This is a genomic window from Micrococcus sp. IITD107 (assembly GCF_041927415.1).
Classification (GTDB): domain Bacteria; phylum Actinomycetota; class Actinomycetes; order Actinomycetales; family Micrococcaceae; genus Citricoccus; species Citricoccus terreus.
In genome coordinates this window covers 306,242-320,252 of the sequence record NZ_JBHFFN010000002.1, presented here as the reverse complement: position 1 = coordinate 320,252, position 14,011 = coordinate 306,242, and the positions used below count along the sequence as shown (strand labels likewise).

At 70.1% G+C, this 14,011-nt stretch carries 15 protein-coding genes; 4 read left to right on the top strand and 11 right to left on the bottom strand.

The genetic code is table 11. The features are described 5' to 3' along the window. Positions 1 to 8 precede the first annotated feature (8 nt). Positions 9 to 1,445 (bottom strand): AI-2E family transporter, encoded by a 1,437-nt coding sequence (locus tag ACEXHE_RS05870; protein ID WP_374785055.1) that lies wholly within the window; start codon positions 1,443 to 1,445, stop codon positions 9 to 11. Between the two features lie 274 nt (positions 1,446 to 1,719). Here ACEXHE_RS05870 and ACEXHE_RS05865 point away from each other — a divergent pair, with 274 nt between their 5' ends. From ACEXHE_RS05865 to ACEXHE_RS05855, 3 genes are read left to right on the top strand one after another with little or no spacing between them, the layout of a single operon-like run. Beyond that, positions 1,720 to 2,076 carry a GntR family transcriptional regulator gene (locus ACEXHE_RS05865; protein ID WP_374785054.1) on the top strand — a complete coding sequence of 119 codons (357 nt, stop codon included), beginning with the start codon at positions 1,720 to 1,722 and terminating at the stop codon, positions 2,074 to 2,076. Between the two features lie 19 nt (positions 2,077 to 2,095). Further along, positions 2,096 to 3,001: an ABC transporter ATP-binding protein gene (locus ACEXHE_RS05860; RefSeq protein ID WP_374785053.1), complete on the top strand. Its 906-nt coding sequence runs from the start codon at positions 2,096 to 2,098 to the stop codon at positions 2,999 to 3,001. Beyond that, positions 2,998 to 3,762 (top strand): hypothetical protein, encoded by a 765-nt coding sequence (locus ACEXHE_RS05855; protein ID WP_374785052.1) that lies wholly within the window; start codon positions 2,998 to 3,000, stop codon positions 3,760 to 3,762. Before ACEXHE_RS05860 ends, ACEXHE_RS05855 begins: the two co-directional genes overlap by 4 nt. A 13-nt stretch (positions 3,763 to 3,775) precedes the next feature. Here the strand turns inward: ACEXHE_RS05855 and tsaB are convergent, their stop codons facing one another. From tsaB to alr, 5 genes are all read right to left on the bottom strand, one after another. Further along, positions 3,776 to 4,447: a tRNA (adenosine(37)-N6)-threonylcarbamoyltransferase complex dimerization subunit type 1 TsaB gene (gene tsaB, locus ACEXHE_RS05850; protein WP_374785251.1), complete on the bottom strand. Its 672-nt coding sequence runs from the start codon at positions 4,445 to 4,447 to the stop codon at positions 3,776 to 3,778. A gap of 103 nt (positions 4,448 to 4,550) precedes the next feature. Beyond that, complete coding sequence (locus tag ACEXHE_RS05845) at positions 4,551 to 5,507, bottom strand: hypothetical protein (protein ID WP_374785051.1); 957 nt, start codon at positions 5,505 to 5,507, stop codon at positions 4,551 to 4,553. Between the two features lie 98 nt (positions 5,508 to 5,605). Continuing rightward, entirely contained in the window at positions 5,606 to 6,043 is a 438-nt protein-coding gene (locus tag ACEXHE_RS05840) for a hypothetical protein (protein ID WP_374785050.1), read from the bottom strand. 100 nt (positions 6,044 to 6,143) lie between these two features. Beyond that, positions 6,144 to 6,761: a tRNA (adenosine(37)-N6)-threonylcarbamoyltransferase complex ATPase subunit type 1 TsaE gene (gene tsaE / locus ACEXHE_RS05835; RefSeq protein ID WP_374785049.1), complete on the bottom strand. Its 618-nt coding sequence runs from the start codon at positions 6,759 to 6,761 to the stop codon at positions 6,144 to 6,146. Beyond that, positions 6,758 to 8,026, bottom strand: a complete 1,269-nt coding sequence (alr, locus tag ACEXHE_RS05830) for an alanine racemase (protein ID WP_374785048.1) — start codon at positions 8,024 to 8,026, stop codon at positions 6,758 to 6,760. The genes tsaE and alr overlap by 4 nt, the downstream gene beginning before the upstream one ends. A 110-nt stretch (positions 8,027 to 8,136) precedes the next feature. Here alr and ACEXHE_RS05825 point away from each other — a divergent pair, with 110 nt between their 5' ends. Further along, on the top strand, positions 8,137 to 8,439 hold the full coding sequence (locus ACEXHE_RS05825; RefSeq protein WP_374785047.1) for a hypothetical protein: 303 nt from the start codon (positions 8,137 to 8,139) through the stop codon (positions 8,437 to 8,439). Here the strand turns inward: ACEXHE_RS05825 and ACEXHE_RS05820 are convergent. The 5 genes from ACEXHE_RS05820 to glgX are packed head-to-tail and all read right to left on the bottom strand — an operon-like array spanning position 8,393 to position 14,003. After that, entirely contained in the window at positions 8,393 to 9,898 is a 1,506-nt protein-coding gene (locus ACEXHE_RS05820; protein WP_374785046.1) for a bifunctional ADP-dependent NAD(P)H-hydrate dehydratase/NAD(P)H-hydrate epimerase, read from the bottom strand. The genes ACEXHE_RS05825 and ACEXHE_RS05820 overlap by 47 nt on opposite strands. Beyond that, complete coding sequence (locus ACEXHE_RS05815; RefSeq protein ID WP_374785045.1) at positions 9,898 to 10,248, bottom strand: holo-ACP synthase; 351 nt, start codon at positions 10,246 to 10,248, stop codon at positions 9,898 to 9,900. The genes ACEXHE_RS05820 and ACEXHE_RS05815 overlap by 1 nt, the downstream gene beginning before the upstream one ends. Positions 10,249 to 10,270: 22 nt before the next feature. Further along, positions 10,271 to 10,891, bottom strand: coding sequence for a YdcF family protein (locus tag ACEXHE_RS05810; RefSeq protein WP_374785044.1), 621 nt, complete (start codon positions 10,889 to 10,891; stop codon positions 10,271 to 10,273). Then, positions 10,878 to 11,855, bottom strand: a complete 978-nt coding sequence (gene galE / locus ACEXHE_RS05805) for a UDP-glucose 4-epimerase GalE (RefSeq protein ID WP_374785043.1) — start codon at positions 11,853 to 11,855, stop codon at positions 10,878 to 10,880. Before galE ends, ACEXHE_RS05810 begins: the two co-directional genes overlap by 14 nt. Before the next feature lie 24 nt (positions 11,856 to 11,879). Beyond that, the gene (gene glgX / locus ACEXHE_RS05800; protein WP_374785042.1) at positions 11,880 to 14,003 is read right to left on the bottom strand and encodes a glycogen debranching protein GlgX; all 2,124 of its coding nucleotides are present in this window, start codon (positions 14,001 to 14,003) and stop codon (positions 11,880 to 11,882) included. Positions 14,004 to 14,011 lie beyond the last annotated feature (8 nt).

Here is a 14,011-nt window from a genome sequence, read left to right as displayed (position 1 = left end):
CGTACCGATCACGCGTCGCGCCGGCCCGCCTCGGCACGCTCGTCAGCCCGCTCCTCAGCACGCCGCTCGCCCCGAGTGTCGTGCTCCACGGCACCGAGTTCGCCGCCGGTCTCTGCCTGTCCGCGCATCTGCCGGTAGCGCAGCCGCTGTCCGAGCGTGGCCTTGGACCGAGCGCGGTCCTTGGCGTCCAGCGGGTCGTCTCCGAGCACGGGGTCGTGTCCGGTCTGGTACCTGTCCGTCCAGACCTGGATGACGGCCCAGGCCACGGCGGTGTAGGGCACGGCGAGGATGGCTCCGAAGATGCCGCCCACCAGGGTGCCGATGGTCAGGGCGAGCAGCACGATCAGCGCGTGCAGGCTCAGCGTGCGTCCCATCACCACGGGCTGGAGCAGGTTGCCCTCGATCTGGTTTACGGCGATCACGATCGCCACCACGATCAGCGCCTCCACGAAGCCCACGGTCACCAGGGCCACCAGGGCGGCGAGGATGCCGGCCACGGTGGCGCCGACGATCGGGATGAACCCGCCCACGAACACGATCACGGCCAGCGGCAGGGCCAACGGCACGCCCACGATCATCAAGCCGATGCCGATCAGCACCGCATCCACCGCGGCCACCGTGGCGGTGCCTCGCACGTAGCCGCCGAGCACCTCGGAGGAGCGGTCGGCGGACTCGGCCACCTTGGCCCGGGTCTCACCCTGGAACCAGCGCAGGGCGAAGTTGGTGATCTTCCCGCCGTCCTTGAGGAAGAAGAACAGGATGACCACCATCAGCACCAGCCCGGTGATGAACTCGGTGGCCGCGGAGATCCCGGTCAACGTGTTGGAGGCCAGTCCGCTGGCGAAGGAGCCGCTGGTGACGAAGTCGGTCACCTGCTTCACGGCGTCGTCGATCATCTGGGTGTCCACCGGCAGCGGCCCGTTGGTCAGCCAGCCCTGCGCCTCCTGCCAGCCCTCTTCGGCGGAGGAGACCAGGGAGTCCCACTCCCCGCGGATGGCGAAGACCACGCCGGTGATGACACCGCCCACCAGGGCCACGATCCCCACGAACGCCGCGATGGTCGCCCACATCTGCGACCACCCCTTGCGCACCAGCCAGCGCACCAGGGGTGCCACGGCGGAGGCGAGGATCAGGGCCACCAGCAGGGCGATCAGCACCACCTTCACGCGCAGCAGCAGCCAGATCAGCACTGCGGCCACGGCGGCGATCAGCAGCAGCTGGGCCGCGCGCGCACCGGTCTTGCCCAGCGCATCGCGCCACGGACCCTGGTTTGGGTCCTTCGTTTCCGCAGATTCCCGACGACGGCCGGCACCTTCCGTGCCCGTCTCACCCGAGCCTGAGCTCGAGTGGTCGGCGTCCTGCTGGTCCACCAGCACACCGGCTTCGGACGCGGAGGGGTTCTCAGCGTCCTCGGGTGGCGGGATGTACTGCGCGGAATGGCTCATCTGGGGTGCTCCAAAGCTGGGTGTCGGAAAAGCTCATCCCACTGTAGACGCGCACCACCCCCACTCCGGATCACGTGCACGCCGCAGACAGGGACACGCCGAGGGAACCCACACCCATCGTTCACGTGATCCGAGATGGAGTGGCGGCCAGGACTTGCCCCTCAACCCAGTTCCATGGTTCATTAGTCGAGTAATGAACCACTGAGGTGGTGTTGTCGCTAGTCTGACGGACAGACAGAACCGGCAGAGCCAGGCCCCGGCAGGAGGTGACGCAGTGGAAGAAGGCAAGGCGCTGTTCGTGCAGATCGCCGAACAGATCGAGGGCTCCATCCTGGACGGGACCCTCGCCGAAGGTGAGCGGGCACCGTCCACCAATGAGCTGGCCGCCTTCCACCGCATCAACCCAGCCACGGCCGCCAAGGGCATCAACCTGCTCGTGGACCGCGGGATCCTGACCAAACGCCGCGGCCTGGGCATGTTCGTCGCCGAGGGAGCGCATCAGACCCTGCGCTCGGAACGTCGTCAGCGCTTCGCCAGCACCTACCTCGACCCCATGCTCTCGGAGGCCCACGCTGTGGGACTGGCCATCCCCGAGGTCATGGAGATGATCCGCACTCGCGGGCATCACTGACCTGAGAGGAGAGTGCCTGATGGCCACCGCGATCGATGTCCGTGGCGTCTCACGGCGCTACGGCAGCACCACGGCCCTGGACGATGTGTCCGTCGCCTTCGAGCAGGACGTCATCCACGGACTGCTGGGGCGCAACGGCGCTGGCAAGACCACCCTGATGTCCATCATCACCGCGCAGGACTGGCCCAGCGCCGGTCAGGTCGAGGTGTTCGGACAGACCCCGCATGAGAACGAGAAGGTCCTGCCCAGGATCTGCTTCGTGCGGGAGGAGCAGCGCTATATGGATGACGCCCTGGCCAAGCACGCCTTCCAGGCCGCCCGGGACGCCTTCTCCCACTGGGACCAGGAGTTCGCCGAGCAGCTCATCCGAGAGTTCCACGTCCCGGAGAAGACCCGCATCAAGAAGATGTCGCGTGGGCAGCGGTCCGCCGTCGGGGTGATCATCGGCCTGGCCTCCCGCGCTGAGGTGACCTTCTTCGATGAGCCCTATATGGGACTGGATGCGGTGGCCCGGCAGCTCTTCTACGACCGACTGCTGCAGGACTACGCCGAGCATCCGCGCACCATCGTGCTCTCCTCGCACCTGATCGACGAGATCGCCCATCTGATCGAGAACGTGGTGGTGATCGACCACGGCCGGATCATGCTGGACGAGTCCGTGGACGAGCTGCGCGGCAAGGCCGTCACCCTGGTGGGCCATGCCGACTCGGTGGCCGAGATCACCGCCGGCAAGGAGCTGCTGCACCGCGAGACCATGGGCCGAATGGCCCGGGCCACCGTGCTCGGGCCGCTCACCGAGGCCGAACGCCGCCGCGTGACCGAACTGGACCTGGACCTGGTCCCGGTCTCCCTCCAACAGCTGGTGGTCCACCTGACCTCCCGTGAGGACCAGCGCCAGAACCAGAACGAGGAGGCGGCACGATGACCACGCCCACCGCACCCACAGCCACACCAGCCGCAGCCCCAGCACCGGCTCACCGCTCCCGCATCCTCAGCGCATTCCGGCTGCAGTTCATCGTCCGGCAGATGGTCTGGGTCCCCCTGGTGGTCTTCGTCGTCTCGTGGCTCATCGCCCTGGGCATCGCCGTGTGGCTGCGCTCCATCCTGGACCAGGGCGTCAACGCCGGCAGCCCCATCTCCACCGGGGCATCCCAGGCGGCCATCTGGACGGTGGCGTTCATGGCGGCGTACGCGGCCAGTCACACCTTCCCGTTCGGCTTGGCCCTGAGCTACAGCCGCCGGGTGTACATGACCGGCACGGCGCTGGCCTTTCTGGCGGTCTCCGCGGGCTTCGGGCTGCTGTTCGGGATCGGCGCCGCCCTGGAGCAGGCCACGGACGGGTTCGGCATCCATGCCTACAACTTCGCCCTGCCCTACCTGATGCAGAACGGCGCGGTCGGTGCCGGCGTCTTCGCCACTCTGGTGTGCCTGGTGGTCATGCTCGTGGGGTTCGTCAGCGCCATGCTCTACAAGCGGGTCTCGGTGATGCAGCTCTGGCTGATCATCCTCGGCTTGGTGGTGGTGCTGGCGGCCATCCTGCTGCTGGTCATCCAGAACGACGCCCTGCCCACTCTCTGGCAGTGGATCGTGGAGCAGACTCCACTGACCCTGTCCGTCTGGCTGGTGGCAGCCGCAGCGGCCCTGACCGCCCTGGGCTACGGGCTGATCCGCCGCGCCACCCCCTGACGCTCATCCCACCTCAGCGGGACCCGGTCCCTGCTCTCTTGCGGGGGCCGGGGACCTTGGCGTCGGAGTCCCGCAGGTATAGGGGCACCACCGGCATCAGACCCCGCCCCCTGCGCAGGGCAAGCTCGCCCACCAGACCCAACTGGCCGGCGTCGGGAACTGCGTGGGAGAAGCCCTCCACCGCGTGCAGAACGTCCGCGTTCAGGCCCGCGCCGGCACCGTAGGCCGGCAGCGGGGTCACCTCCGCCGGGGCGGTGACGAACGGCCCGTGCAGGCGCTGGAACTGCCCGCCCACACTGGCGTAGTGCGCCCAGTAGACCTCCTTGCGGCGGGCGTCGGTGGCCACCACGAACTCCTCCACACCGGCCCGGAACGCCTCCTCAGCGGCCGGCAGCGCGATCGCATCCAGGCTCATCACCCCGTAGACCGGCAGGTTCCAGGCGAAGCCCAGGATTTGGGCGGTGACCAGCCCGGCGCGCAGCCCGGTGAAAGGACCCGGCCCGACGCCGGCCACCAGACCGGCCAGATCCCTCGCCTCGACGTCCGCTTCAGCCAGCACCTGCTGCACAGCGGGGGTGAGCACCTCAGCATGGGTGTTGGTCTCGGTGCTGGCGAATCGGGCAAGCACCTCACCCCGGTGGACCACGGCGGCGCTGGCGGTGGCGGAGGCGTCGATGGCCAGCAACGGGCCGTCCGGGCTGCCAGAGCCGGGGTCGGTCACAGAGGTGGTGTCAGGGGATGCATGAGGGGAGGTGGGCACGGCTCCAGTCTAGGGAGCGGTCCTGGGCTCATAGGTGCCGAGGCAGCACGGGAACAGCGCCCAACGGTCCGCGCTGTGGCTTCCCCTCCAGCACGGATCGGCCCGCGGCACCGTCCTCTCCCCCGCCGTGGGCGAGCAGCCAGAGCGTCTCCCACACGGACTGGGCGCTGACCGGGGCCACGCGCACCAGGGGCTCCCCGGCCCGTTCAGAGGCCACGCGGTCGCCGCCGAACACGTAGTTGCCGGCGCCGTGCGCGCTGATCAGCCCCAGGTTCACGCCCAGCCGTGCGGAGGTGACCTCCCAGACGAACCAGGGTTCGCTCCACCAGCCGGTCAGCACCTCCGGGTCGATCTCCAGGGTCGGCTGTGCTTCCGGGTCCTCGCTCGGGTCAACGCCGCCCCCGGTCCTCCCCGCAGCCACCCGAATCTGCGGCAACGGTGGCAGGGGCGTGCAGGAGTCGGACACCCGCTGGGTGAACACATCCTCCGGGATGAGAAGTTCCTGGCCCAATGCTGCCGGGAAGGTCCGCACCCCGGCCCAGGCGCAGGCGTGGGAGGCCAGGGAGCTGCGGTCCATGGTCAGGGCGGTGTAGCGGCGGCGGTCCAGGCCGTCCACGGAGGCCACCAGGTCCGGTCCGGGCGGTCCGCTGACCACGGAGGCTGTGCCCCCGGCCATCCAGCACTGCATGAGCGTGCGCTGCCCTCCACAGCGTCCGCGGACGGCCAGGACGTCGTGCGCGTCGGAGATAGGCCCCATGAACCCCTCGCCGGCGGTGTCCAGCACGCCGTCCAGGGTGAGCAGTCCCTCGCGGACCAGGCGGTTCACGGACCCGCGGTGCCGCAGGCTGGCGAACGGTCCCAGCGGCCCCAGGCCGTGGATGCGCTGGAGCAGTTCCAGGTCCTGGCTGTCCGCGTGCGCCGGGTCCTCCGGGCTGATCTCCTGGCGCCGGTCCTGCCCGGACACCAGCGCGGTCAGCTGGTCCACGTCCTGGACGGGCCGGCCGGGCAGGTTGCTCCCGTTGAGACTGCGTCTGGGGTCCCGGCCCTCGCCGCTCCCTCGTCCGGCTGCGCGTGCCGACCGCATCAGGCCGCAGCCCCGGCCGCCACCGTCCGTCCGCGCTGCCCGTGCAGACGCGCCCCGGCCACCACGGTGTTGAAGACGTGGGTGTAGTGCTGGTAGTCGCTGACCAGGCAGTGCGCGCTGATCTCCAGGGTGGCCCGTCCCTCCGGCATAGCCTGCTGGACCAGCCAGCGGCGGGTGAACACGGCGGCGTCTCCGTTCCACCGGGTCAGGTCCACACGGCGGGCGGGCAGTCCGGCCACCTCGGCCACGGTGTCCTCCACCACGTACATCCGGCCCAGCTGATCCACGTCAGCAGGGTTCCCGTGGTAGGTGGCGGCGATCAGCCGCGGGCTGCTCACGGCGTCTCCGGGCCCGGCCGCCACCAGGTGGAAGCCCTGCACCCGGTACCCGACCCACCCTCGGGGCAGGTCCAGGGTCAGGGCTGGCGGACGTGGCATCCGGTACTCCTCTGCAAGGGGAACTCTTCGTGAACACGCTACGGAACCGTGCAGACCGCCGCGATGGGGAGAACTCCCCATGGGCGCCTGCGGCGCGCCGTCACGCCGCCGGGAGGGTCTGTCTGTCCCAGCGGGGTCCGTACCCGGTGACCACCGCGGAGCGGACCTCGTCGGTGGCGTCCTCATCCTCGGAGAAGTCGGTGATGATGCCCGACGGCGGCCCCGCACCGACCGCAGGCACGGCGCCTGGCGTTGCGCCCACGGCGCGGACCAGCTCGATGTCCAGCCAAGACGCCTCCGGGTCCTCCGGCCATCCGGCGAGCACCTCGGCCATCCCGCGGCCCCATTCCACCACGGTCACGGAACGGTCCAGGGTGGCGTCCAGGTCCAGGTCCAGCAGCTCGCCGGCGGAGCCGAGCCGGTAGGCGTCCACGTGGACCAGGTCCACCGCGGCGGGGTCTGCTGCATCCTGCGCGGCACGCTCGGAGGGGTGGATGCGGGAGAGCACGAACGTCGGGGAGATGATGCCCTCGCGCACGCCGAGTCCTGCGCCGAGCCCTTGGGTGAAGGTGGTCTTGCCTGCCCCGAGCTCACCGGTGAGGATCAGCACGTCCCCGGCACGCAGCATCCCGGCCAGCCGCCGGGCCCAGGCCTGGGTGGCGGCGGCGCTCTCCAGCCGGACCTCAGCGCGCAGCACTGGCTCCGGCGCCCCGTTCACCGCCCCTCCCCGGTCAGCGAGCCCACGTCCTGCCCGGGACGGGTGTCCACGTGGATCTTGGGGATGCGTGCGCCCAGGCGGGTGACGATCTCATAGTTGATGGTCCGCGCGGCGCGAGCCCAGTCGTCGGCGGTGATCCCGGAGGCGGGTCCGAACAGCTCCACGGGCGAGCCCACCGGCGCCACGTTCTCCTCGGTGCCCAGATCCACCACGAACTGGTCCATGGCGATTCGGCCGGCCACCTCGGCACGCCGCCCACCGATCCACACCGGGGCCTCCACGGCTGTACGGGGGATGCCGTCCCCATACCCCACCGGCACCAGGGCCAGCCGCGTGGGCTGCGCCGTCCGGTAGAGGTAGCCGTAGGAGACACCTTGCCCCGCGGGCACGGTCTTGCTGCTGGCCACCGTGGTGGTCACACTCATCGCTGGCTGCAGCCCGAAGTCCGAGGCCGGGCGGCGGTCGAAGGGGCTGAGCCCGTAGATGCCCAGTCCCACGCGCACCAGGTCCAGGTGTGTCTCCGGCCGGGCCAGCGTGGCGGGGGTGTTGGCCAGGTGGCGCACGTCCACGTGCAGCCCGGCGGCCTTGGCGGTCTCCACGGCCTGGTGGAAGAGGGCGAGCTGCTCATCGTTCTCCTCGTCCCGGTCCGGGTCGTCGGCCACGGCCAGGTGGGAGAAGACGCCCACCACGCGGATCAGCCCCTGCTCCTGCAGTTCGGCGGCGCGGGCGGTCACGGTGGGCCAGTCCTGCAGGGTGGCCCCGTTGCGGCCCAGCCCGGTGTCCACCTTCAGGTGCACGCGGGCCGGCTGCTGCAGCCGTTGGGCGGCCTCGGCGATCGGCTCCAGCTCCCACCCGGAGACACCCAGGTCCACGTCCGCCTCGATCGCGCGGCCGAACGGTGTGGAGGTGGTGTGCAGCCAGGCGAGGGTGGGGGCGCTGACCCCGGCTGCGCGCAGCTGCAGCCCCTCGCTCACGTGGGCCACGCCCAGCCAGATGGCGCCGGCCTCCAGGGCGGCCTGGGCCACGGGGATCATGCCGTGCCCGTAGGCGTCGGCCTTCACCACGGCCATCAGGCCGGAGGGCTGCACCCAGGAGCGCAGGGTCGCCACATTGTGGCGGATGGCGGCCAGGTCCACGACGACGGCCCGCTCCGCCGGCCCGGTGGGTGCGGTCCCAGCGCGGTCGCCGCCGTCCCGGGCGCCAGGGTGTGCGGAGTCCTGCGGACCGTTGGTCCGTGCAGAGGTGGGGGGTGTGGTCTCAGGCATGGTCCGCCCATTCTCGCACTGACGCGCAGGGAATCCTGGATCTGGAGGGACAGTCGGCCCGCATCGTCTCACTGGATCGGGCCGCCAGGTACTGGGGGAGGTGGTGACCGGTGGCTGAGGCACCCGGAAGGCATCAGGAGCCCGTCGTCGAGTCGACGGCGGAGGCTGGACTGCGGGGCGACGCCGGTGCGCCCCCTGTCTCCTGGCAGCGCACTCTGGTGCGGCGGATCGCGCTGCTCGTCGCCGCGCCACCTGTCACCGTCGCTCTGGCGTCCGGGGGTGCAGAGAGCAGGGCGGCAGGAGTTCCGTTGGAGGCCTATCGGCCGGTGGCAGGTCTGCTGTGGGGCGCCGCCGGCGTCATCGGGCTCATCTTCGCCATCGGCTCCCTGCCGCAGTGGCGATCACGCTCCTGATCTGATCTGGCAGCACCGAGGCCCCGAACGGCCCGTCCTGCCCCGCCTGAGAGCCCGCCGTCCCGTGCAGGCGCACGGCCGCGGCCACCGCTACGGCCATCTCCCGTGGACTCCCGGTCTGCGCCCGCGCCAGGGCCGCCCCGATCAGCCCGGCCAGGCAGTCCCCGGTCCCGCCGGTGGCCAGCTCCGCCCCGCCCTCGGTCTGCACCCAGGCGGAACCCTCCGGCTCCGGGGGCACGATCAGCGTGGAGGGGCCCTTGGCCACCAGCACCACGTCCAGGGCTTGGGCCAGTTCGCGCACGGCACACACTGGGTCCGTGTCCAGCTCCGCCTCCCAGTGCTTCGCGTCCAGACCGGCGTCAGCACCCAGCCGCCGCGCCAGGGCCACCAGCTCCCCGCGGTGCGGGGTCATCACGACGACGGCACCTCCAGCACGCATCCGCCTCACCTGGCCCAGGCTCACCAGGGACAAGGCGGAGGCATCCAGCACCACGGGCAGGGCCTGCTTGGCGGCCAGGGCCACCACGGCGGCCAGCCGATCCCGGGCGGAGCCGTCCTCCCCCAGCCCGGGCCCGCACACCCAGGCGGTGGCCTTCCCGCCGACCTCGTCCTGGGCCACCACCTCCGGGGCAGCGGCCAGGACCAGCTGGCGCACGCCCTCGGGTGCCGCGAGACGGACCATGCCCAGTCCGCAGTTCAGCGCCGACCGGCACACCAGGACAGCCGCCCCGGGGTACTGCTCGGACCCGGCGGCCACGCCCAGCACGCCACGGGAGTACTTGTGGTCGTCCCACCTGGGCGGGGCGAACACCGCACGCAGTTCCGTCTCCTGCGCGGAGACCAGGTCCGGGGCGCCCAGGTGCGGCCCCAGCCCGATCTTCACCAGCTCCACGCGCCCGGCCGCCTGTGCCCCGGCGCCCAGGAGCAGCCCGGCCTTGACCGCCCCGAACGTCACCGTCACATCGGCAGGGATCACCTCGCCCAGCACCTGCCCGGTGTCCGCGTCCACACCGGAGGGGACATCGCAGGCCACCACAGTCACGCCCTCGGGCAGCACCAGTCCGTCCGGCAGCTCGAACGCACCGCGGGCGCCGGTGCCCAGGATCCCGTCGATCACCACGGCGGTGCCAGAGGGGACCTGTTCCCCCACCTGACCGCCGGCTGCCAGCAGTGCCGCGTGGCCGTCGTCGTGCAGGCGGTCCGCCACCGGAACCGCCACTGCGCGCATTCCGCGGCGGCGCAGGAAGCTCAGCGCCCACAGGGCGTCTCCCCCGTTGTTGCCGCTGCCCACCAGGGCGGCCACGGTGGATCCAGCCACCGGTCCGCGCCGGCGCAGCTCGGCGAGCACGTGCTGGGCCAGACCCCAAGCGGCACGGCGCATGAGAGCATCCCCTTGCCCGTCATCCAGCAGGGGCTGTTCGGCGGCGCGGACGGCGGTGCCGGTGTAGGCGGGAAGCATCAGCCCTCGGCCACCACCATGGCGGTGGCCACGTCACCGTCATGGCTCAGGGAGAGGTGCCAGCGTTTGACGCCGCGGGCCTTGGCCACCTCAGCGACGGTCTCGGTGGCGTTGACGTGCGGGGCGCCGGCCCCGTCCAGGTCGATCTGACAGTGCTGCCAGTTCATGCCTGCGGGGGCGCCGAGGGCCTTGGCCACGGCCTCCTTGGCGGCGAAACGTGCGGCCAGGGAGCGCATGTTCAGCGCCCGTTCGGCCGGGGTGAAGAGCCGCTCCCGCAGGGCCGGGGCCTTGTTGAGCTGCTGTTCGAACCGGGTCACCTGGACCACATCCACGCCGATGCCGATGATCATCTGTTCATCCTAGCCAGGGTGCTCAGCGGACCCGTTTGATCCATTCGATCGGCTCCTGCAGCCAGCCCGGCGGTTGCGTCTGGCACCCGGGGACCACGAAGGTCTTGCCGTAGGCGGCCATGGCGTAGACGAAGTCGTAGATGTGGTGCCGGGTCTGGCGGGGCGGCTGGAACTCATAGAGGTGCAGGTCCTGGTCCCAGCAGCGCTCGAACACCAGGCGGGAGCGTTCGATGTGGTGATCGAAGGTCAGCACGCCCAGGGTCTGTGCCCCGTGGTCCCGGGCCAGCTGGGTCCCGATGATCGCCTCTCCCTGCGTGGTGGTGGGCTCGGGCACGAAGCAGACGATCTCGGCGGGCAGGTCCTGCTCGGTGCACAGGTCGAACTCGTGGTCCGGCGGGTTCGAGACGATCAGCAGGTCCGTCACCCCGGCGTCGGCCAGGCGCAGGGCCTCCTGGTGCGCGCCGGGCTGGGTGGCCAGCACCACCAGGGCGTCCACGTGCTCGGCCGGGTTGGTCCGCGGGTTCAGCGTCAGCCAGGCCAGCACGGCCCCGACGACGGCCAGCACGGTGACGAGGATCCCCGCCACCCAGCGGAGCGGGTGACGGCGGCGTCGTCGTGATCCTGCCCGGTCAGGCCCGGCCACGGGCCTGCCACTGCTGCCGTGCGGTCCAGGCGGATCCCACCATCTGCTCCAGAGAGTGGCGCATCGTCCAGTCGATGTCCCTGGCGGCCAGGGAGCCGTCGGCCACGATCCTGGGCGGATCGCCGGGGCGGCGCGGGTGGACCTCGGGCTGGACGTCCTGTCCGGTGACGGCGGCCATGGCGTCCATGATCTGACGCACGGAGGTCCCGCTGCCCGAGCCGAGGTTGTAGATCGGAGCGAGCTCCTCCCCCGCCTCCAGTCGCCGGGCGGCGGCCACGTGGGAGACGGCCAGGTCGGCCACGTGGATGTAGTCCCGCACGCAGGTGCCGTCCTCGGTGGGGTAGTCCTCGCCGAAGATCTTCGGGGCGCGGCCCTCGATCAGTGCGTCGAACACGAGCGGGAAGAGGTTGTGCGGGCTGGTGTCCACCAGGTGCTGGTGCCCGGAGCCGACCACGTTGAAGTAGCGCAGGGAGGTGTGCCGCAGTCCGGTGGCCCGGGCCTCGTCGGCCAGCAGCCATTCGCCGATCAGCTTGGACTTCCCGTAGGGGGACTCCGGCCGGGTGGCGGTGTCCTCGGTGACCAGGTCCGTGGCAGGGGTGCCGTAGGTTGCGGCAGAGGAGGAGAACACCACGTTCTGCACACCGGCGTTCCGGCAGGCCTGCAGAACACTGAGCGTGCCGGAGACATTGTCCCGGTAGGTCTGCAGGGGCTGCTGGACGGAGACTCCGGCGTACTTGAACCCGGCCACGTGGACGATCCCGGTCACGTGGTGCTCACGCAGGGCCTGGGTCACCTGGGCGGTGTCGTTGAGGTCGGCCTGGATGAACGGCACCTGTTCGGGGACGAACTCCGGATGGCCGGTGGAGAGGTTGTCCAGGACCACCACGGGGATCCCTGCGTCCAGGAACGCATGGACCACGTGGGATCCGATGTATCCGGCTCCCCCGGTCACCATCCAGGTCATGATCGGCTCCCCTGCCTCAGCGTGTCAGCGGTCGGTGGACTGCAGGATCACGATGCCGCGCCCGGGAACGGTGACCTTGTCCCCGGCGGTGAAGGCCAGCACGTCGCTGGAGGCGCTGGCGGTGTCCACCACCAGGTTCCACTGGGACGGGAAGGGCTCACCGGGCAGGGTGTACTCCACCGGTTCCCAGTGAGCGTTGAGCAGGATGTAGAAGTCGTGGTCGTCGTCGGAGGCTCCGTGTTTGCCGGAGGCCGGCAGGTCATGGCCGTTGAGGAAGAACGCGATCGACTTGGCGTGGTAGGAGTCCCAGTCGGACTCGTCCTTGGCCGTGGCGTCCGGCTCGAGCCAGACGATGTCCGGCAGGTCCGTGCTGTCCTCGCGCGCCATGGGGCGGCCGTCGAAGTAGTCGCGGCGGCGGAACACCGGGTGCAGGTGGCGCAGCCCGATCATCTTGGCGGTGAACTCGATCAGCTTCTCGTCGGCCTGGTCCCAGTGGATCCAGGAGAGCTCGTTGTCCTGGCAGTAGACGTTGTTGTTGCCCTGTTGGGTGCGGCCGAGCTCGTCACCATGGCTGATCATGGGCACGCCCTGGCTGAAGAGCAGGGTGGCCAGGAAGTTTCGCTGCTGCTGGGCGCGCAGGCGGTTGACCTCGGGATCGTCCGTGGGGCCTTCAACACCGCAGTTCCAGGAGCGGTTGTGGCTCTCGCCGTCGTTGCTGTCCTCGCCGTTGGCCTCGTTGTGCTTCTCGTTGTAGGAGACGAGGTCGCGGAGGGTGAAGCCGTCATGGGCGGTGATGAAGTTGACCGAGGCGCGCGGGGTGCGGCCGTCCTCCTCGTAGAGGTCCGCGGAGCCGGTGATGCGGGTGGCGAACTCGGCCAGGGTGCCGGGCTCCCCGCGCCAGAAGTCGCGGACCACATCCCGGTACTTGCCGTTCCATTCGCTCCACAGGCCCGGGAAGTTGCCCACCTGGTATCCGGCCCAGCCCACGTCCCAGGGCTCGGCGATCAGCTTGACCTGGCGGATCACCGGGTCCTGGCGGATGACCTGGAAGAAGCTGGAGAGCATGTCCGGGCCCTGCTCCCCCTCGGCGCGGGTGAGGGTGGTGGCCAGGTCGAACCGGAACCCGTCCACGTGCATCTCTTCCACCCAGTAGCGCAGGGAGTCCATGACCATCTGCAGCACCATGGGGTTGGACAGGTCCAGGGAGTTCCCGGTCCCGGTGTAGTCCATGTAGTGGCGTTCGTCGCCCTCCACCAGGTGGTAGTACCCGGGGTTGTCGATCCCGCGGAAGGACAGGGTGGGGCCCATGTGGTTGCCCTCGGCGGTGTGGTTGTAGACCACGTCGAGGATGACCTCGAGGCCGGCGGCGTGCATGGCCTTGACCATCTCCTTGAACTCGCGGACCTGCTGGCCGCGGTCCCCGGAGGCGGAGTAGGTGTTCTGCGGGGCGAAGTAGCCCAGGGTGTTGTAACCCCAGTAGTTGGACAGGCCCTTGTCCTGCAGGTGGGAGTCGTTGGTGAACTGGTGCACCGGCATCAGTTCCACGGCGGTCACGCCGAGACGGTTGAAGTGCTCGAGCACCTTGGGGTGGGCCATGCCGGCGTAGGTGCCGCGCTGCTCCTCGGGGACGTCCGGGTGCAGCTGGGTGTGGCCCTTGAGGTGGGTCTCGTAGATGACGGTCTCGTTGAAGGGGATGTTGGGACGCTCGTCCTCGCCCCAGTCGAAGTCCTCGTCGTCGATCACCACGCCCACCATGGTGTGGCCCAGGGAGTCGGTGGAGTCGATCTCGTCCGGGTTGTCGAAGCTGTAGGAGAACTGGTGCTGGCCCCAGTTGAAGTCGCCCTCGATCGCCTTGGCGTAGGGGTCGATCAAGATCTTGGCAGGGTTGAAGCGCAGCCCGCGGGCCGGGTCCCAGGGTCCGTGGATCCGGTACCCGTACAGCTGACCTCCGCCCACACCCGCCACGTGCGCGTGCCAGGTGTTCCCGGACCGCTCCGTGAGCTCGAGGCATTCCTCAGCGCCCTCGGCGTCGATCAAACAGAGCACGACCTTCTCAGCGTCCTTGCCCACGGAGATGGCGAAGTTAGTGCCCTCATCATCCGGGGTGGCTCCCAACGGATAGGGCATACCGGTCGTCATCTCGAACATGGTTCTCC

Coding starts and splice junctions, on each gene's coding strand:
- ACEXHE_RS05870 (WP_374785055.1), bottom strand. CDS start 1,445: ATGAGCCATTCCGCGCAGTACATCCCGCCACCCGAGGACGCTGAGAAC.
- ACEXHE_RS05860 (WP_374785053.1), top strand. CDS start 2,096: ATGGCCACCGCGATCGATGTCCGTGGCGTCTCACGGCGCTACGGCAGC.
- ACEXHE_RS05855 (WP_374785052.1), top strand. CDS start 2,998: ATGACCACGCCCACCGCACCCACAGCCACACCAGCCGCAGCCCCAGCA.
- ACEXHE_RS05840 (WP_374785050.1), bottom strand. CDS start 6,043: ATGCCACGTCCGCCAGCCCTGACCCTGGACCTGCCCCGAGGGTGGGTC.
- alr (WP_374785048.1), bottom strand. CDS start 8,026: ATGCCTGAGACCACACCCCCCACCTCTGCACGGACCAACGGTCCGCAG.
- ACEXHE_RS05820 (WP_374785046.1), bottom strand. CDS start 9,898: ATGCTTCCCGCCTACACCGGCACCGCCGTCCGCGCCGCCGAACAGCCC.
- ACEXHE_RS05815 (WP_374785045.1), bottom strand. CDS start 10,248: ATGATCATCGGCATCGGCGTGGATGTGGTCCAGGTGACCCGGTTCGAA.
- galE (WP_374785043.1), bottom strand. CDS start 11,855: ATGACCTGGATGGTGACCGGGGGAGCCGGATACATCGGATCCCACGTG.
- glgX (WP_374785042.1), bottom strand. CDS start 14,003: ATGTTCGAGATGACGACCGGTATGCCCTATCCGTTGGGAGCCACCCCG.